General features: G+C 38.3%; 19 protein-coding genes and 1 tRNA gene. 7 read left to right on the top strand and 13 right to left on the bottom strand.

The window, feature by feature from the left end:
- Positions 1-453: 453 nt before the first annotated feature.
- Together hisG and hisD are read left to right on the top strand one after the other, a co-directional pair.
- Entirely contained in the window at positions 454-1,305 is an 852-nt protein-coding gene (gene hisG / locus IQ31_RS02365; RefSeq protein WP_075993344.1) for an ATP phosphoribosyltransferase, read from the top strand.
- Positions 1,306-1,326: 21 nt separating this feature from the next.
- Entirely contained in the window at positions 1,327-2,613 is a 1,287-nt protein-coding gene (gene hisD / locus IQ31_RS02360) for a histidinol dehydrogenase (protein WP_075993345.1), read from the top strand.
- A 98-nt stretch (positions 2,614-2,711) separates the two neighbouring features.
- On the opposite strand, the gene IQ31_RS02355 is transcribed toward hisD, so the two are convergent.
- From IQ31_RS02355 to IQ31_RS02345, 3 genes are read right to left on the bottom strand one after another with little or no spacing between them, the layout of a single operon-like run.
- Positions 2,712-3,626 (bottom strand): YARHG domain-containing protein, encoded by a 915-nt coding sequence (locus tag IQ31_RS02355; RefSeq protein ID WP_075993346.1) that lies wholly within the window; start codon positions 3,624-3,626, stop codon positions 2,712-2,714.
- Positions 3,623-4,264, bottom strand: coding sequence for a DUF2306 domain-containing protein (locus IQ31_RS02350; protein WP_075993347.1), 642 nt, complete (start codon positions 4,262-4,264; stop codon positions 3,623-3,625). The genes IQ31_RS02355 and IQ31_RS02350 overlap by 4 nt, the downstream gene beginning before the upstream one ends.
- 8 nt (positions 4,265-4,272) lie before the next feature.
- Positions 4,273-5,517 (bottom strand): ABC transporter permease, encoded by a 1,245-nt coding sequence (locus tag IQ31_RS02345; protein WP_172840710.1) that lies wholly within the window; start codon positions 5,515-5,517, stop codon positions 4,273-4,275.
- A gap of 184 nt (positions 5,518-5,701) precedes the next feature.
- Between IQ31_RS02345 and queA the strand changes: the two genes are divergently transcribed.
- Both queA and IQ31_RS02335 read left to right on the top strand, forming a co-directional pair.
- Positions 5,702-6,751, top strand: coding sequence for a tRNA preQ1(34) S-adenosylmethionine ribosyltransferase-isomerase QueA (gene queA / locus IQ31_RS02340; protein WP_075993349.1), 1,050 nt, complete (start codon positions 5,702-5,704; stop codon positions 6,749-6,751).
- 86 nt (positions 6,752-6,837) lie between these two features.
- Positions 6,838-7,521 carry a 2-C-methyl-D-erythritol 4-phosphate cytidylyltransferase gene (locus IQ31_RS02335; protein ID WP_145327018.1) on the top strand — a complete coding sequence of 228 codons (684 nt, stop codon included), beginning with the start codon at positions 6,838-6,840 and terminating at the stop codon, positions 7,519-7,521.
- Between the two features lie 4 nt (positions 7,522-7,525).
- Here the strand turns inward: IQ31_RS02335 and IQ31_RS02330 are convergent, their stop codons facing one another.
- The 8 genes from IQ31_RS02330 to IQ31_RS02290 form a co-directional block, all read right to left on the bottom strand.
- On the bottom strand, positions 7,526-7,681 hold the full coding sequence (locus IQ31_RS02330; RefSeq protein ID WP_104382583.1) for a lmo0937 family membrane protein: 156 nt from the start codon (positions 7,679-7,681) through the stop codon (positions 7,526-7,528).
- A gap of 79 nt (positions 7,682-7,760) precedes the next feature.
- Entirely contained in the window at positions 7,761-8,528 is a 768-nt protein-coding gene (locus IQ31_RS02325; RefSeq protein ID WP_088162196.1) for an MBL fold metallo-hydrolase, read from the bottom strand.
- 356 nt (positions 8,529-8,884) lie between these two features.
- Positions 8,885-10,012 carry a glycosyltransferase gene (locus tag IQ31_RS02315; RefSeq protein WP_075993352.1) on the bottom strand — a complete coding sequence of 376 codons (1,128 nt, stop codon included), beginning with the start codon at positions 10,010-10,012 and terminating at the stop codon, positions 8,885-8,887.
- Positions 10,013-10,018: 6 nt separating this feature from the next.
- Positions 10,019-10,969, bottom strand: coding sequence for a glycosyltransferase family 2 protein (locus IQ31_RS02310; RefSeq protein WP_075993353.1), 951 nt, complete (start codon positions 10,967-10,969; stop codon positions 10,019-10,021).
- 98 nt (positions 10,970-11,067) lie between these two features.
- The gene (locus IQ31_RS02305) at positions 11,068-11,670 is read right to left on the bottom strand and encodes a DUF4199 domain-containing protein (RefSeq protein ID WP_075993354.1); all 603 of its coding nucleotides are present in this window, start codon (positions 11,668-11,670) and stop codon (positions 11,068-11,070) included.
- Between the two features lie 4 nt (positions 11,671-11,674).
- The gene (locus tag IQ31_RS02300; protein ID WP_075993355.1) at positions 11,675-12,349 is read right to left on the bottom strand and encodes a hypothetical protein; all 675 of its coding nucleotides are present in this window, start codon (positions 12,347-12,349) and stop codon (positions 11,675-11,677) included.
- Between the two features lie 5 nt (positions 12,350-12,354).
- Positions 12,355-13,623, bottom strand: coding sequence for a dihydroorotase (locus tag IQ31_RS02295; protein WP_088162198.1), 1,269 nt, complete (start codon positions 13,621-13,623; stop codon positions 12,355-12,357).
- Positions 13,624-13,838: 215 nt separating this feature from the next.
- A complete protein-coding gene (locus tag IQ31_RS02290) occupies positions 13,839-14,408 on the bottom strand; it encodes a UbiX family flavin prenyltransferase (protein ID WP_075993357.1) in 570 nt (189 codons plus the stop codon).
- Between the two features lie 349 nt (positions 14,409-14,757).
- Between IQ31_RS02290 and IQ31_RS02285 the strand changes: the two genes are divergently transcribed.
- Entirely contained in the window at positions 14,758-15,408 is a 651-nt protein-coding gene (locus IQ31_RS02285) for an ankyrin repeat domain-containing protein (RefSeq protein WP_088162200.1), read from the top strand.
- Here the strand turns inward: IQ31_RS02285 and IQ31_RS02280 are convergent.
- Together IQ31_RS02280 and ribD are read right to left on the bottom strand one after the other, a co-directional pair.
- Positions 15,405-16,688 (bottom strand): DUF2851 family protein, encoded by a 1,284-nt coding sequence (locus IQ31_RS02280; protein ID WP_088162201.1) that lies wholly within the window; start codon positions 16,686-16,688, stop codon positions 15,405-15,407. The two genes, IQ31_RS02285 and IQ31_RS02280, sit on opposite strands and share 4 nt — an antisense overlap.
- 66 nt (positions 16,689-16,754) lie before the next feature.
- Positions 16,755-17,801 carry a bifunctional diaminohydroxyphosphoribosylaminopyrimidine deaminase/5-amino-6-(5-phosphoribosylamino)uracil reductase RibD gene (gene ribD / locus IQ31_RS02275; RefSeq protein WP_088162202.1) on the bottom strand — a complete coding sequence of 349 codons (1,047 nt, stop codon included), beginning with the start codon at positions 17,799-17,801 and terminating at the stop codon, positions 16,755-16,757.
- A gap of 34 nt (positions 17,802-17,835) precedes the next feature.
- On the opposite strand from ribD, the gene prmC reads away from it, so the two are divergent.
- Together prmC and IQ31_RS02265 are read left to right on the top strand one after the other, a co-directional pair.
- Entirely contained in the window at positions 17,836-18,696 is an 861-nt protein-coding gene (gene prmC / locus IQ31_RS02270; protein WP_145327017.1) for a peptide chain release factor N(5)-glutamine methyltransferase, read from the top strand.
- A gap of 115 nt (positions 18,697-18,811) precedes the next feature.
- Positions 18,812-18,884 (top strand) — tRNA-Lys (locus IQ31_RS02265).
- Positions 18,885-18,963: the final 79 nt, after the last annotated feature.

The following is an 18,963-nucleotide window of genomic DNA, read 5'->3' as shown; positions in this document are numbered from 1 at the left end:
TCACCCCCAATTCCTAAAAATAAGAAAATTTATGTGAGTTGTCAGCCTATAAAAAGCGTTTCGATTGAACAAGATTTCACAACTTGCTATTTAAAGTAATTCAAACAGCCTACTATAAGGATAGGAAATCAGCATTACCTTTTGTCTAAATTATGGTATATTCCCCCAATCAACAGCATTGTTTTCACATTTTTTTCAAGAAAATTGAATTCATTTCAACAACAAGTCCATTGGGATAAGAATTTTAAAATGATAGTCTTGCATTTCCCATTAATTTACTATACATTTGCTTGCAGTTATTAATACAAACATGGTTTATACTTACGTACATCATTTTCATTTGCATCATCGCCATTGTGGCGATATGTTAATTTAATGTGTTCTTACGTAGAATACCTTCCCTCTTGTTTGATTTCTTATTATTAATAATTTACTGCTAACATTTATAAAGCGTTGAAAAATCTTAAAATTGCTATCCAAAAATCGGGTAGGTTAAACGAAAAATCTGTTCAATTACTGAAAAATTGTGGTTTAGACTTCGAGAACTACAAAAGTTCTTTAATCACAACTGTTGGGAATTTCCCACTGGAAATATTATTTCTGAGAGATGATGATATTCCGGGATATGTGGAACAAGGCATAGCCGACCTGGGCATCGTCGGTGAAAACATCATCGATGAGACCGAATCCAAAGTAGAATACATCAAACGGCTTGGTTTTGGAAAATGTACATTGAAACTGGCTATTCCCAAAGATAGCACCATCCAAGATATTAAAGACCTTAACGGCAAAGCAATCGCAACCTCTTATCCAAATATCCTAAAGAATTTTCTAGACGATTATAAGATTAATGCAGACATCCGTTTGATATCCGGCTCAGTTGAGATTTCACCGGGCTTGGGTCTTAGTGACGCGATCTGCGATATCGTATCTACCGGAGGAACACTAAAAAGCAACGGTTTGAAACCTTTTGCTGATGTCAAAAATTCAGAAGCCATTTTGGTTGGAAGAAAGGGATTAGAAGGCAATGAAGTTTTGACCGAATTAGTACAACGTATCGAATCTGTTCTTTTAGCAAAAGAAACTAAATATGTGGTATTGAATGTCGAAAAGAAAAATTTGCCAGCCATCACTTCTTTATTGCATGGTGTTAAGAGCCCTACGGTTGTTCCACTGGCAGAAGAAGGTTGGGTAGCCGTACACACCGTTATCACTGAAGATGACTTTTGGGATAAGATCAATAAGTTAAAAGCTGAAGGTGCCCAAGGTATCGTTGTGATGCCCATTGAAAAAATCATTCTTTAAACTTGATGCACTTATACAACCATGTTAAAAAAATATGATTACAAAACGTTAGGAAAAACCGAAATCCAGCAACTGGTCGCTAGGAATACGGATCCAAACAATGCAATACAAGAGGTTGTCCAGGAAATTATTCAACAAGTACGCCACCAAGGTGATATCGTATTACGCGAATATGCGGCCAAATTTGATAAAGTTGAACTTGACAGATTATATTTAGACGAGGAAGATATCGACGCACTGGCATCTACCATTGACCGCGATCAACAAAGAGCATTGGAAATCGCGTTTCAAAATATACATAAATTCCATAGTACACAATTAAAAAGGGAGCGCACTGTTGAAACGATGCCCGGCGTAAAATGCTGGCGCGAGGTTCGTCCCATTGAAAAAGTTGGCCTTTATATCCCAGGGGGATCAGCAGTTTTACCTAGCACACTTTTAATGCTCGGTATTCCTGCGAGAATAGCTGGATGTAAAGAGATTGTCGTTTGTTCTCCTCCACAATCCAATGGAAAAATAAATGGCTTTGTTGCTTTTTGTTTAAAATTACTTAAGATAAATAGAATATACCTCGTTGGAGGCGCTCAAGCTGTTGCTGCTATGGGGTTTGGAACAGAGACTATACCAAAAGTCGATAAGATATTTGGCCCAGGAAATCAGTTTGTCACAAAAGCAAAATCCATCATACAGGGCCTTGCAAATGTTAGCATTGACATGCCTGCGGGGCCATCCGAAGTACTGGTCATCGCTGACGAGTCGGCTAATCCAGCATTTGTCGCCGCAGATCTTTTGGCACAGGCCGAACACGGAGCCGACAGTCAAGCTGTGCTGGTTGCAACTTCCGCGACTATAGTTGATGCCGTCAACACAGCATTAGTAGCCCAATTAGCGGTTTTGCCTCGCAAGGAACTTGCTGCAAAAGCGATTGAAAATTCCTATGCAATAACTGTCGAGAATCTTCAGGAGGCCATACAGTTTTCAAATGACTATGCGCCAGAACACCTTATTTTGGAGACGGACCAATGGGAGTCCTTAACACGCTATATCAGTAACGCTGGTTCGGTTTTCTTAGGTCACTTAACCCCTGAAAGCGCAGGAGATTATGCCTCAGGTACAAATCACACGCTGCCTACATCAGGCTATGCACGCTCCTACTCCGGCGTATCAGTAGATTCTTTTGTGAAAAAAGTTACTTTTCAGCATATAAGCGAAACTGGACTTCAACAAATCGGGTCGGTAGTTGAAATACTCGCTGAACTCGAAGGCCTGCAAGCGCATAAAAATGCGATTTCTATTCGGAAGAAATAATAAAACATAAACTCTTGATATCACACAAAAGGCTTTACGATGTAAAGCCTTTTGTGTGATACTGATCTTTCGAATATTCATGACTAATGTTGACTGCATTACCTTCCGAAGGTGTCATAATTATCCGTTGCATATTTTTCAAATCTAGTCAGCAAAGCTATATTATCTTTTTCTAAGGGGCTTAAGTCTGCAGACACATCTTTTGAAATAGGCACATACCAATCTACAGGTTCAAAAAACTGGCGAATGCTAGGTTTGGTAAACGCATAGCCATGTCGGGCAAAAATCGTATTCCGAATAATCTCCAGATCTAATTTCTTGAGGTTTTTAAGGTCTTTCTCCGTCAACTTTTGTTTAGATGCATTTACAGTAAAGACCGCAGGGGATGCCGATCGATAGTATTGAATAATGTAAGTATAAGTTGAATCTCCATCCACATCAGTTTCCTCCTTTCTTTTTTCGTTAATCCAGTCGACCAAAGTTCCGTCTTCTCCATCCTGATTTTTTAGCATCAGATTTGGATTATAGGCGAACTGCTTTTTCAACAATTTAAAGCTTCGCTTTTTAATCTTTACCCCTTGGTCATATGCGGTCCAATTGCCTATTAAGGTATCGTGATTAAGCTTAATTTCAAATCGCCCGTCGGACTTTTTGTCGCCGGGTTCATCCAATAATAACCGAATATCGGCACCATTTTCCTCCAATTTCCCCACAAAAGAGCGCAGATTTCCTTTGACAACATTCTGTCCGAAGATATTACCCTTATCCGTAATTTTTTTTATGGTCAAATTTATCTTCGGAGAATAATCTGTTGTGGGCAGCCCTTCTCCTTCCTCAAGAGTACTTTCATCCACAACAAATTCGCCCACCCAATTGCCATAAAGTTCCTGATGTGCCTCAGCTTCGGCCACAACAGTATCTTTTGTTTCGGTGGCTTCATTCTTTTTGCTTTTCCCGTCCTTACAACCAAGGATTGCTCCAAGCATTAACATTAAACAAAGGTTCTTCCTCATAATTTATGATTTTTTTGATAAATAATAAATTCCGCCAACAACAAATTAGGGACCCACCCCAACCAGGCAATAATTTGATAGAGATCCATCGGATTAGGCTGAAACAGGTATACTAAAGCAAGCTTCCAAAAACGTAGGGTAAGTGCAGAACAGGTTAAGGCAAAACTACGGATCATAAAATCACGGTGTTTATCAAATTTTCGCTGACTCGCCAAACGAACTGCCCGCCAGGTGAAATAAAACCATCCAAGCCCCAATAATTCAAATGCAATAATAGAGGTTAACCCGCCATTTGCCACGGATCCAATAAGCAAACCTGAAGGAGCGGCAAAAACCAAAATGGCGAATACATACAAATACCCGATACTTCGATGGACTCGCGGATATTTATTCAATAGATAAGTATTAAACTGCGTAAAGCCGGCAGGCAAGGCAAAGATAGCTGTGCAGACATGGACATAAAATACGTAGCGATACCACCAAAGTTCTTCAATTTCCGTTTGTTTAATCATCAGGAAATTCGCATCGAGTGAGAACCCACGATAGCGAAGTGTGATTTCAGCCATCAGCATACAGCTATAGGCAAAAATTAAAAGCCAAAATCCTTGCAATATCGAAAATTGAGCTTTTTTAAACATATCGCTTTCTATTTACTCCGGATCGCTTCTACCGGATCCAATCGAGAAGCCATTAGGGCCGGAACAATACCTGATATGAGACCAATAAACGTCGAAAGCGAAACGGTAAGCATAACCATTTTTAAACTTACGACAATAGCAACGCCAGTTGCAGCTTGCACTAGAAACGCCAAAAAATAAACAACAACGAGGCCTATCCCTCCCCCCAACAAACATAGTACGATAGACTCAACTAAAAATTGTGAAAGAATAAAGAAATTTTTAGCCCCCAGCGCTTTCTGGATTCCGATGATATGTGTACGCTCTTTGACACTGACAAACATGATATTGGCAATACCGAAGCCACCAACCAAAATCGAAAAAATACCGATTGAAAAACCCGCAAGATTAATTATCCCAAAAAGCTGATCCAGCGCACCTGTAATCATTGTTGTCTGGTTAATGGAAAAGTTTTCCTCCCGTTGTGGCGATATACGACGAATCGAACGCATGAGTGTCTTCGCTTCGCTCTCCGCCTCGCCAAGCGTATAGTTCGATTTAATAACCATCGCTATGCTCGGTGAGAAATTATCATAGTTGACCAAATTTCTCGCAAGCTCAAATGGAATAAAGGCGGTATCATCGGGGGAGGTATTGATCAATACACCATTTCCTTCTTTCTTTAATACACCGATAACCTGAATTTTTCGGCCTAACATATTAATATATTTGCCAACAGGTTCCTCATTAGGAAAAAGCCCTTCCGCAATATTTGCTCCCAACACAGTTACAAGAGCTCCACCCCTCGACTCGCTTTCAGCAAAGTAACGACCATCCACAATATTCAAATTTTGAATGTACAGGTTCTCATAGGTCGCTGCATTGACCGATGAGCCTTGGGCCGAATTATTCTTATATTTTATAGTCGTATTACCAATATTGATCATATACGCCATATACTCGGCTGTCGTCATCCGACTCTTCAAATCCAGGTAATTATTGTATGTAGGTTCAGGTCTATTCAAGTATTTCCACCAAGGGAAATTTGGACCTCCATCCCAGGGCCATTTCTCAATATAAAGTGTTTTGCTACCGATCTTCTTTACTGATTCCTCTATATTATTCCGTAGGGTATCTACCGCAGAAAATACACCAATAATCGTAAAAATACCGATGGTCACACCCAACAGCGATAGTAAGGTGCGAGTACGATTGTCTTTTAATGCCGAAAAAGCAAACTGACAACTCTCCAATATCAATCTAAAAAATAGCATAATTGTATTCTAAAATACAATATAGTTTTGATTTAATGTCAAAATCGTTAAAAATATATACATAAATTAGAAATAAGCCCTTTCTATACCCGAAAAAGTTATAACTTTGTATGCTTTTTGCAACCTAGTATTTGGTGCACTGTAATGCACTGAAAGGCAGACATTAAAATATATATCATTAAAGATGAAGTTATCTCAATTTAAATTCAACTTACCAGAATCATTACTTGCTTCTGAACCTTCTGAAAATCGTGACGAATCACGCTTGATGGTCCTACATAGAGATACTGGTAAAATTGAACACAAAATTTTCAAAGATGTATTGGATTATTTCGATGACAAAGATGTCATGATCTTAAACAATACTAAAGTTTTTCCAGCCCGCCTTTACGGTAATAAAGAAAAAACTGGAGCTACGATTGAAGTTTTCTTGTTGCGTGAATTGAACAATGAGCTTCGTCTTTGGGATGTGTTGGTAGATCCTGCGCGTAAAATTCGTGTAGGCAACAAATTATATTTCGGTGATGATGACTTATTGGTTGCCGAAGTGGTTGACAATACAACTTCTCGTGGCCGTACAATTAGATTTTTATTTGATGGTACCGATGAAGAGTTCCGCCGTAATATTGAAATCTTAGGTGAAACTCCGCTTCCTAAATACATCAAACGTAAAGCCACGCCGGAAGATAAATTCCGTTACCAAACGATCTACGCAAAAAATGAAGGTGCTGTTGCTGCTCCTACAGCTGGACTTCACTTCTCAAGAGAGTTAATGAAACGTCTGGAACTAAAAGGTGTTGATTTTGCAGAGGTTACTCTTCACGTTGGTCTTGGAACTTTCCGTACCGTTGAAGTCGAAGATTTAACCAAACATAAAATGGATTCGGAACAGTTCATCATCACTGATGAAGCTGCACGCGTTGTCAATAGAGCAATCGACAACAAACGTCGCGTGTGTGCTGTAGGAACGACTTCTATGCGTGCAATAGAATCTTCTGTTTCTGCAGATCACCACTTAAAAGCGGCGTCTGACTGGACGAGTAAGTTCATCTATCCTCCTTACGATTTCAGTATTGCAAACTCAATGATTACAAACTTCCATACACCAGAATCCACACTTTTAGTAATGATTGCTGCGTTTGCAGGCTACGAAAATGTGATGAATGCCTATGAAGTTGCTGTAAAAGAAAAGTATAGATTCTACAGCTATGGCGACGCTATGTTAATCGTTTAACGATGTGGCTTAAAAGATAAAATAAAAAAACGTGGATAGCCTTAAACTATCCACGTTTTTTTAAATAGTAACCTTTCAATAACAACATGAACTTTGTAATTATCGTTGCTGCCGGAACCGGAAACAGAATGAATAGCGATCTTCCAAAGCAGTTTCTTGACTTAAATGGACTGCCGATTGTTATGCATACAATTAATCGATTTTGCCAGTCAGAAACCATTTCGGAAGTTATTTTGGTCATCAGCGAGCCAATGGAAAGTTTTTGGACCGAACTGTGTTTGAAGCATCAGTTTGATCGCCCTATACATATCGCTTTTGGCGGACAAACCCGCTTCGAAAGTGTAAGGAACGGAATAGATTACATTCAGCAAAATTTTGATATCGGTCCAAAAGACTATATTGCGGTGCACGACGGAGCTCGGCCTATCATCACTGAAGCTCTTATTAAAAAAGCCTTCCAGGGGGCGTATGATCATCAGGCAATTGTCTTAGCACAAAAGAGCATTGAATCAGTTCGGATGGGAGACACCACATCCAACTCTGCTGTTGATAGAAATCATACCTGGTTAGTACAAACTCCACAGGTTTTTCATGGAGAATTGCTTCTAAAGTCCTATCAGCAAGCCGAAGATCCCCTTTTTACAGATGATGCGTCGGTGGTAGAGAAAATGGGCAAGCGTATCGCTATCATTGAAGGTGACTCCAGAAATATAAAAATCACCTACCCTCAAGACTTACAAATTGCCCAGTTCTATCTGAATTTGATTTAATGGATTAAGCATTGCCACGAATAACGCGCAATAAAACCACAATAATAGCAATGACCAAAAGGATGTGGATAATGTTATTGCCAGCCGCATAACCTCCAAAAAAACTTATCGCCCAAATGATAACTAAGATAACGGCGATGATATACAGTAAATTTCCCATTTCTTTATAATTTAATACCTAAATCTATTTTTTATAGGTATAACAACGAAAAAAGAACTATAGTTTTATTTTAAATGGATTAGCTAATTTCAAGCTGTAATCTATCGTAGGCTAAAAACATGTTTTCGGGCAATTCTCTGGAAACAGCTTCATGCAGTCCCATTCGATGCCCTATATGTGTAAAATAGGTTTTATCGGCATGAATATCATAGGCAAATTCAATCGCCTCATCCAATGTTAAATGTGAAATATGAGATTCCTTTTGCAAAGCATTTACCACAAGAATCTTTACTCCTTCCAATAATTTCCGTGATTCTGCGCTGATAAATTTCGCATCAGTAATGTAGGCGAAATCTCCGATCCTAAAACCCAAGACTGGCATTTTATAATGGAGAACCTCAATAGGCATAATTTCTTTTCCAAATAAAGACAAGGGTACACCGGCCTTTATCTCTTCCAAATCCAACCGCGGAGCTCCGGGATATTTAACTTCTGTAAACGCATAATAAAATTCTCGTCTGAGCGCTTCATGGAGAGCTGCTGTACCGTAAATAGAAATTGAGCTATGCTGCTGATAATTAAATGCCCTTACGTCATCTAAACCAGCAATATGGTCTTTATGTGAGTGTGTCATTAACACCGCATCCAAATGCATAACTTTCTCGCGCAACATCTGATACCTAAAGTCTGGGCCAGTATCCACAACCAATGTATGTTGATTGTATTCAATAAGAATAGAAGAACGTAACCTCTTATCACGTCTGTCTTCAGATTGACAGACCTGACATTGGCATGCTATTACAGGCACCCCTTGTGATGTTCCGGTTCCTAAAAATGTTATTCTCAAGCTACAATTTTTGATTTCAATATTTCTTCATAAATCGGAAGAAGTTTTTCAGAAATGGCCTCCGAATCAATTTCAATATCCAATAATATGTTCCACAATGACTGGATTTTTATTTCAAGATTCGAAAACTTATTGACTACTACAACTTTTGTCGTCTGCAACATACAAGCGCCTGTGCGGAATGAACCTTTCTCGTATCTAACTTTATACCCTTGCTCCTTAAAAAACTCTTCTAACTTAGTTAAACTGCTTTGTGTAAACGGCAACAAAATCTCTCCTTCCTTTTAAATTTCTACCTCAGTCTTCCAAACTTAGATAAATTTGATTTTATATACAAATAAAATCACTGCTACTCATCAACGCGCCAACTTAAGAAGTTCATTGCCAAAAGTATCCCAGCTGTATTTCCTTTTTTCATCGATAATATTCGTTCTAAATTGCTCTTCTTTGTTGTAATGGTAAAATGAAAAAATACCGTCGGCTATTTGACAGGCATCAGGTTCCACAACATAACCAACGTAGCCATCTTGAACCAATTCCGGCAATCCCCCAACATTACTCACAATCATGGGAAGATCAAAATGATAAGCAACTTGGGTGATTCCACTCTGCGTAGCGCTACGATAAGGCAATACAACGCAATCCGCAGCTGAAAAATAACGTCCCACCTCCTGATTTGGAATAAAATCGGTATGCATAAAAATAAACTCTTCGAGTTTATACTTTTTTATAAGCTCCAGATAGGGAGCAGGATCACCATAAAATTCTCCGGCAAGCAATAATTTAACACCGAGATCGCGAACCTTGGAATTAGCTAATGCTTCCAGCAAGATATCTAAGCCCTTGTATTGACGAATAAAACCAAAAAACAATACGACTTTATCCTCTTCGGCAATCTTAAGTAATCGACGTGCTTCCTTTTTACTTTGATGCGCACCATAGTTATCGTAGAGGGGATGCGGCGTATATACCGCTGGCATTTTGGGGCTTAACATTTTCAGATCTGCCAGCACACTTTTACTCATAGTGAGACAAGCATCAACAGATTTCAAAAAGTAGCGGATCAACATCTTATCCCCTATGCGCTGTTCATGAGGGATTATATTATCAGCGATACATACAATTTTAGTATGTTTATTTTTTCGAACCTGTCGCTGGATTGTTCCCAAACAAGGCCCAAAAAATGGCATCCAAAATCGCACGATAAGCAAATCGTAGTTCGCCTTCCTAAGCTCCCTACCAACCTTTATCCAATTAAGTGGATTAATAGAATTCACTATTGTTTTAATATGAAGACCGGTTGGTGCAGGCTCATCTGAATATTGGGACTTCCCAGGGAAAAGAAAATTGGGATACTGTAGACTAAAGGAATAGATATCCACTTCATGACCTAACTCCTGAAAATGGAATGCCAATCGTTCATTAAAAGACGCTATCCCCCCTCCCCTCAATGGATAGGCGGATCCTAAAATCACAATTCGCATAATTATTTAGATGACTTTCTCAATTTGATAATCATTCCGATCGGAGCTGCTTCTAGAGACTAATTCTGCCAAGAAACCTGTCAGAAATAATTGTGTTCCCAAAATAATCGCTGTCAGCGCAAAGAAAAATAATGGTTGATCTGTTATATCTCTAAATGGTGTACCGCTAGCTATACTCATGAGTTTGTGGCAAATCAGATAAATGGAGATAAATAAACCTGCAAGAAAACTAATCACCCCCATAACACCAAAAAAGTGCATCGGTCTTTTCGCAAATTTGCCGACAAAAAATATGGATAATAAATCCAAGAAGCCTTTCACAAAACGGCCCGGCCCAAATTTAGTTGTACCGTATTTACGTGGGTAATGCTGTACAACCTGTTCCTGTATATTGGTAAATCCAGCCCATTTCGCAATAACGGGTATATAACGATGCATCTCGCCATAAACCTCAATGTTTTTAACAACATCTTTTTTATAAGCTTTAAGACCACAGTTAAAATCATGCAGGTTATGAATTCCAGACATAGATCTTGTTACCCCATTAAACAATTTGGTTGGGATTGTTTTGGTCAATGGATCATAGCGCTTTTGCTTCCAACCCGATACTAAATCCGCTCCCTTGTTCACGATCCGATCATACAGTTCAGGAATCTCATCTGGACTATCCTGTAGATCAGCATCCATTGTAATAACAACATCGCCCTGTGCAGCAGCAAAGCCTACATTTAAAGCCGCAGATTTTCCATAGTTGCGTCGGAACTTTATCGCAGAAATATTCGTGTTCTTTAACTTCAACTCTTCAATAACTTTCCAAGAATTATCTTTACTCCCATCATCAACTAAAATAATTTCATAGGAAAAATGATTGGCCGCCATAACACGGTCGATCCAAGCTGTCAATTCGGGTAAGGATTCTTCTTCATTAAATAAAGGAACAACAACAGAAATATCCATGTGAATGTTAATCATGCTAAAAATGTAGTATTATAATACCAACAAAGGTATTACTTTTTCAGTAATACCTTATAGGGTCAATTTTATTTTATTAAACACTAATTGGTCTCTTGCTTAATCACCAATTTTTCTCGTTTTGTCAAGGCTGATAATAGTAATGCAAAAACAAATTGAAACATCAATGTGATTGCCAATCCTTTGAACACCTGTCCTAAGGTTATCTTTCCTATAGCATCAACTTGCTTTTCAAGTTCTGCGATTTTTGAATCTATAACTTCATCTGGCACGTTGTTTTTCTCCATATACTCAATGGTAACATTAATTGTATGCGTCACCACCTTTTCTTGTAAAGTTGGATTAATGAAATTAACATAGAGTTGCGTACCAATAGTGGAAATAATCGTAGAAATAGCAAGCATCATAAAGATCGATTTCAATGCTATAGAAAAGTTCCAGTATCCACCATTTGCTTTCCTAAGAGAGAAGGCGAACAGCGCAGAGATAACAACAAAAATCCCCGTATTAACAATAAATGACATCGACATTACCCCCCAAAAGGAATTTAAGTCTTTGACAACAAACAAAACAACTAATCCTAGAATAAAAGAAATTATTCCTAAAATAACACCATAGATAATACTTTTCTTTTTGTCGATTACCGCATCAAATCCTACATTACTTTGGTTGAATGATTCTGCCATAAAATTATTTGTTATAGTAAGTACTAATTATTTGGTAAAGGGCGATATCAAAAGCCTTATTGGAAGAAGCGTCAGCATACTCTTCAAATTGTTTTTCAGATGGTTTCAACTCGCTAAAGAAACTCATAATAGGATAGAAAAGTTCATAAACTTCGCTTCTCGGATTTATTCCCTTTCCTACTTTTGCAATTTCGGCATACGGGCTATCTACTACAATCTGATTAGCAATGATATCTTCATAAATTTCATGCTCGTCTTGGAATTCATCTTCGTCAACCAGTAAAAATTCTTTTAGGAAATCATCCAATTCAGGTTCAATCTCATCATCCTTACATTCCCCTAAATAAAGAAAAATATTCAACAATTCTGTTCCACGATCTATTGTTTCATCTTCGATCGCTTCCCATTCTTCAGAATCCAAATAATCATCTTCCAATTTTAATACGTCATTGGAGAAAAAGTTCATCAATAAAAGATCGACATATACTTCACGAAGTTCGTCAAACAACGGATAGTCATCAAAAGACTGATCCAACAGTTCTAATTTCTCTAGATAACTGGCCTCCGTATTGAATACGCCAATGATCTTTTCAAGAAACTCCGGGGCTGTCGAGATTCCATCAACCTTGCCATAATTTAATATACCTGCCTCAACGGCTGCTTTAACATTTGCTTCCATGGTTTTTAATCGTTTTTAATGATTTGACTATTATTGATGACCAATTCGACAGCGCCTTTTAAGATCTGTCCGAACAATGGAGAATTTTTTGATTTGGATTTATTGGTTTTCTCATCGAAGCTCCAAGTCTTCGCTGAGTCAAATACGACAAGATTGGCTACTGCCCCTTCTTCAATAAGAGGAACGTCAAGTCCTAGAATCTGTCGGGGTCTAACTGAAAGACTATTGACAATTTGTTCTTCGTTTAATCCAGCACGAACCATGAGTGGCAATACGGTCTGTAGTCCAATAATTCCATTTTTTGCAATATGAAATTCTACATTCTTAAATTCTATTTCATGCGGTGTATGTTGCGAAACAACAGCGTCAATAGTACCGTCCTTAATTCCTTTGAGTAATACCTTAAGATCTGCCTTTGTGCGTAACGGCGGACTCACCTTATAATTACTATCAAAACCGACAATATCTTCGTCAGTAAAGACCAATTGATGTGCAGCAACATCACATGTCACTGGAAGACCTTTTGCTTTAGCTTTTTTTATCAGGTCAACGGCTTCCGGTGTGCTAATGGATGCAAAATGAATTGGAGCTCCGGTATATTCCGCCAAATACAGATCACGAGAAACCATTAACGATTCGGCAAGATTGGGAATACCCTTCATCCCCAAATAAGTACTCATCGCACCTTCATTCATTTTGTTTCCACCTGCCATAGATTCATCTTCAGCATGTGAAAAAATCAACCCATCGAATCCCTTCGCATATAACAACGCTCTGCTCATTAATCCTGCCTGCTGTACACTCCTATTTCCATCACTGAAAGCGACAGCACCCGTTTGCTTCATATCAAATAGCTCGGCTAGTTCCTTTCCTTCTCGTTTTTTACTGATAGCTCCAATTGGATGTACATCAACAAGATTCCCTTTCGCTGTATTGACAATAAGTGCAACTTCAGAACGGCTTTGAATCGCTGGTTCGGTATTTGGCATTACAGCAACTCCAGTAAATCCTCCCGCTGCTGCTGCTGCGGTTCCACTTACAATGTCTTCCTTGGTTTCTAATCCAGGTTCTCCAAAATTGGCATGTAAGTCAAAAAAACCTGGCGCTAAAATTTTTCCTGCGCCATCGATGGTCTCTATGTTTTTATCAGCTACTTTGACAGATTTCCCAATCTGCGCAATCTTTCCCTTTTCGATAAATACATCAACTTGCTGCTGATGAAATTCATTACCAGGTAAAATTACTTTAACAGAAGTAATCAATAAGCTTTTCATATATGAATGTGATTGAAATTAAAAGGATACAACTTATTTATCGAAGCATATAGCGTGCGCAGTGTTAACAGACAAACGGTGGCTTTATCACTATAAATTATATAGCTGCAAATAACTTTTTCGCGTGATGCCTGTGATTGCTTCATTTCGAGAAACAAAGTTACAAAATACAAATTTATTAAAGAACATTAAAAATAGATTTCAACGAGGAATAACTAGGCATTTTCTCCCCACTGATAATGTTTAAATTCAAACCCTGCAAGACTCAAAATCCGATCAACCACAGTTTCTGCAACATCCTCCAAAGTCTTTGGCAAACTATAGAATGAAGGTGATGCAGGGCAAATGATACCTCCGGCCTCTGTCACCAATTTCATGTTTTGAATATGTATAATACTTAGCGGTGTCTCACGGGTAACCAAAATCAATCTTCGTCGTTCTTTTAGCATTACATCTGCCGCGCGAGTTGTCAGATCAGAAGAAATTCCGTGGGCGATCCTTGATAATGTCCCCATTGAACACGGACAGACAATCATCGTATCATAGCGAGCCGACCCTGACGCAAAAGGAGCAAAGAAATCACCCTTATCATAAAATTTGAACGGTACATCCTGATAACTCTCATCGCCTAACTCCGCACGCCATACATCCTTCGCATTGTTCGACATTACAATCCCAACTTCTGCGATCTGTGTTTTTAATACCAATAGTTTTTTAAGTAAAACTTTAGCATAGATTGAGCCGCTAGCTCCAGTAATGGCAATAACAATTTTTCTCTTAGACATCTCTTTTAAAATAATAAAAACAAAGCTATAAAAAAAGGGTCGTAGTGAGAAACACCCGACCCTACATCTACCTATGAAAAACATGCCCTTGGGAGGGGCTTAACAAAAGTACATCTACTTTTTAATTTACAAAAACATTATGCGCATTACTACACATTTGTGTATATAAAATACCCCAAAAATAACTTTTTCCCGGATTTTAAGATCCAATTCACCCCGTAAAAACACCCTTCTTCTAAATTTCAGTTCAATCCCAAGCAAAATTAAATACAAATATTTTCGCAAATCAAACATTTATTCTCATCAATAAAGTCTATTTTAGTGACAACGTTAGACAATTTGTTAAGACATGAACCTTTCCGTTTTAGAACAATATATTGAAGAAGGCAGAAGCCATGATATCGACTTATTATTGATTGGAAATCCCGAACTTTTACAAGAAACAACGAGTCATGGAATTTCTCCCCTCCTATTGGCTTGCTATTATAACAAACCCCAGATCATTCGGACACTTTTACAACACACCAAATCCATGACTATCCATGAGGCCTGTGCGGCCGGGTTAACCTCATACCTGGAGGCTATTATTTTGCAAGCTCCATCTATTGTCAACGAATGGTCATCACAGGGTTTTACGCCATTGACCTTAGCAACATATTTCAACAAAGCAGACATTGTCCGTCTTTTACTATCCAAAAAAGTCAATCCCAATGTCGTAACCAAAAATGAACAACTCACCACTGCGCTACATATTGCTGCGGCAAACAACAATGAAGAGATCGGCAAGTTGCTTATCGATGCTAATGCAAATGTCAATGCCATTCAAGCTACTGGTGAAACTCCACTTCATTTCGCGGCTCAATTTGGTAATATCGACTTTATTGTTGCCTTACTCGAAAATGGAGCCGACACCAGAGTCATCAATATTTCAGGATTAGCTCCAATGGATATGGCATATGAAAAAGGCCATAAGGAGATTGCAGAGATTTTAAAGAATTAATTTCTTTTTAAAATTTCTGATCCTATACTGCAATGAAGGCAGCGCTTCCTATCACAGTAAAATCTCTTTAATTGCAAAATCCCTTGACTTTGCAATGCGCTTTGAACAGGCCAATCATATTGAGTAAATTGTCTCACAACAACATTTTTTTCTGCAGGAAGCTGCTCCAAAAGATCTAGCGCTTTATCAATATATGACTGAATACTAAAATATTTACCGTATGAAAAAAGAAATACGATAATCACGTTAATAACAAGCGTGTCAATAGTTTCTTTACCCAGCCGAACCGATGTTTTTACCTTCGTTTTTGTACCGAAAGAAAAATATCCCCCAAAATAATCACCCGGCGACTCTATCTTAAATAATTTTCGAGCAGCCTCCAAATCATCCACAGCCAAAATCTTAGCAACGCCCAACTCGTTCTTACTAAACAAAAGAGCTAATTGCGTGATTCGCCGTTCAGGAAAATTATAAGGTCTCATTCTCATCCTTTTCCAAACCCCATAAATAGCCTCTATACCATGAATACGTTTTTGATACTCAAATTCACCAGCTAGCCGCTTCATATACTCGCTTTCTTGTCCTTGAATAAACAGCCTGCTGATCCCAAAGAAAAGAGCCTCTATTTTAAATAGGTTGGAACGATATTTTTGTAAAATGTTCCAAGGTAATTTTTCCCCAAGCTCCTGAAATGTATCTGCATTAACTTTTAATCCCATACATCTGCAGATCCATACCCATAAAGTTTTTTCCCAATCCGTATTACATTGTTTTAAGATCACCGACATTTGTTGAAACTTCATTTCTAGGCGTTCAATAGCTAAACTACTCAGCCATATGGATTTTTTAAAAAGATCGACAGAACTAAGCTGAAATTCACAAGGTATCGAACTTTTAGTATTCATCATCACTGAATACCGCTCCAAGAGATGCTGTTCCACATATTCCGAAAGCACCAATGTCGGTATAGATGTCCCATCATTTCGGTAGATAACTTTATCATTTTTCCACACCACATGTAAGATAACGTTATTATAAACGACATCTTCTTGATGACAATGTCGATCCCAATCCGAAGATTGGATATGCATCTCGACATGACCAAACCAATCATTATCTTTACACCTAATATGTGACATGAGAAAATCGGGGCCGGAATCTGTATTATATTGCCCCACATGAACAACGACCAAGGGTTCTCCATCAGTAGAATTCAACCCATTTGCACGGAATAGCCGAAGTTTCCAGATAAACTGCATTAAGTTTTCTGTAACTAACATAATTGTAATTTTAGAATTAAATCAACCGGCTATTGCTTATAATTCCTTAAATATACAATTTAATAATTACTGTTTCTTATAGATCTTTAAAAGATCATTGGAAACCAATTTGCTTTCTAGCAATTGTCCTTTAAATTGAGGAGCCTCAATCCCATTCAATAATCTTGTTTCAGACTCAAATACCCTTGCCTCATCCCAGAGATCCGCATCTATAAACATTTGCAGAGTAGCACGCCCTCCTTCTATGATTATTGACTGAACATCCATTAAATAAAGTTGATAAAGAATATTCTGCGGTAAATACAACCCATAATTTTCGAGCTCAATATACTTCACATTTGCTGTCCATTCTGTCTTTTTAGCATTGAACACAATTGTATCAGCTTGATCATTGAGAATATTAGCATCTAGCGGGATAGCAAGATCTCTATCTAAAAGAATACGCAATGGGTTTTTACCCTGCCATTCTCTTACGGTCAGACTGGGATTATCTACGACTGCAGTATTTGTACCAACCAAAATAGCATCTTCCTCCGCTCTCCAACGGTGAACCAACTGTTGGCTTGCGGCATTACTTATCCAAACCTGCTTACCCTCTTGTCCTATAAAACCATCCTTGGTTTGTGCCCATTTTAAAATAACATAGGGACGAAATTGACCGATACGTGTAAAAAACCTACGATTGAGCCATACGGCCTCTTTTTCCAGTAAACCAATTTCAACCTCAATACCAGCTTCCCGTAGTATTTCTACTCCTTTGCCATTGACCTTTGCGAAAGGATCCAAACAGGCTATAAAAACTTTCAAAGGTTTCAGCTCCGCAATCATATTAGCACAGGGTGGCGTCTTTCCATAATGCGCGCAAGGTTCAAGGCTGACATAAAAAGTACTTTCCGCGATAAGCCGCTTTGCCTTTTCCCCATACTTTTGCATAACCTGTTGTACAGCATTGACCTCAGCATGTGGTCCACCATACGGAGAAGTATACCCTTCACCGATAATTTTACCGTCCAAAACAATGACAGCCCCAACCATTGGATTGGGACTCACTGAACCCGCACCCATTTGGGCCAGTTCCAAACAACGATGCATATATTGCCTGTGCATATCCATAGATACAAATCTATGAAAATCGTACCTTTGACACATGAAAATACTTCAAGATTTCGAATTATTATTTCAACACGAGCTTCAGGAGTTATATGATGAGGATGAAATAAAAGCAATATTCTTAATGGTTGTTGCCGAAAAGTTTGGGTTAAATAGAACCAATTATCATTTGAGAAAAACAGATATTGTCAACGAGGCGAATAAGGCTGAAGTACTTAGCATCCTTCAGGATCTAGAAAAGCACAGACCTATACAGTACATACTCAATAGGGCAGATTTTTATGGTGAAGTTTTCCAGGTCAATGAATCGGTCCTCATTCCACGCCAGGAAACTGAAGAACTTGTCGATCTGATCATCAAAAACCATAAATCTTCTCAAAACCTAAAAATTATAGATATCGGAACTGGCTCTGGCTGCATCCCTATCACCTTATCAAAGCATCTCAATAATGCCCTGGTAACCACGATAGACATCTCAAAAGAGGCGATAAAAACAGCACAGGAAAATGCTAATAATTTAAAAACTCAGGTTCAATTTATCAATGCGGATATATTTGAATGGGAATACATTTTCTCCGACCAACAATACAATATCATTGTATCCAATCCGCCCTATATAACCCCGGGAGAAAAGCAGCATATGAATCAAAACGTATTGGCTTACGAACCTGAGCTCGCATTATTCATTGAAGAAAGCGCTCCGTTGATTTTTTATGATGTTATTTCATCCTTTGCACTGAAACATTTAGCCCCAAATGGAGATCTATATTTTGAAATCAATCAATATCTCGGTGCAGAAATGAAAGAACTTATGGTCAAAAAAGGATTTGAACAGGTCAGACTCATAAAAGATATCAATGGAGCAGACCGAATAATCCATGCAAAAAAAGCGCGATAAAAAATAATCCGTTTATTTATTAAGCAGTTAAGGCCTTTTTATCAAAATTTGCACGCAATAATTTGGCATATATCAAAAGAAATTCTACCTTTGCATCACTTTCAAAAACAGAAAGGATTCCGTAGCTCAGCTGGTAGAGCAATACACTTTTAATGTATGGGTCCTGGGTTCGAATCCCAGCGGGATCACTAAAGAAAAGCTAATCGCAAGATTAGCTTTTCTTGTTTTAAAGATATTAGGATTCGAAAGAAGGGTCGGCCGGGTTCG

The sequence above is a fragment of the Sphingobacterium siyangense genome, assembly GCF_007830445.1.
GTDB classification, from domain to species: Bacteria; Bacteroidota; Bacteroidia; order Sphingobacteriales; family Sphingobacteriaceae; genus Sphingobacterium; species Sphingobacterium siyangense.
The sequence above is the reverse complement of the archived record's forward strand: the minus strand, read 5'-3'. Positions and strand labels throughout refer to the sequence as shown.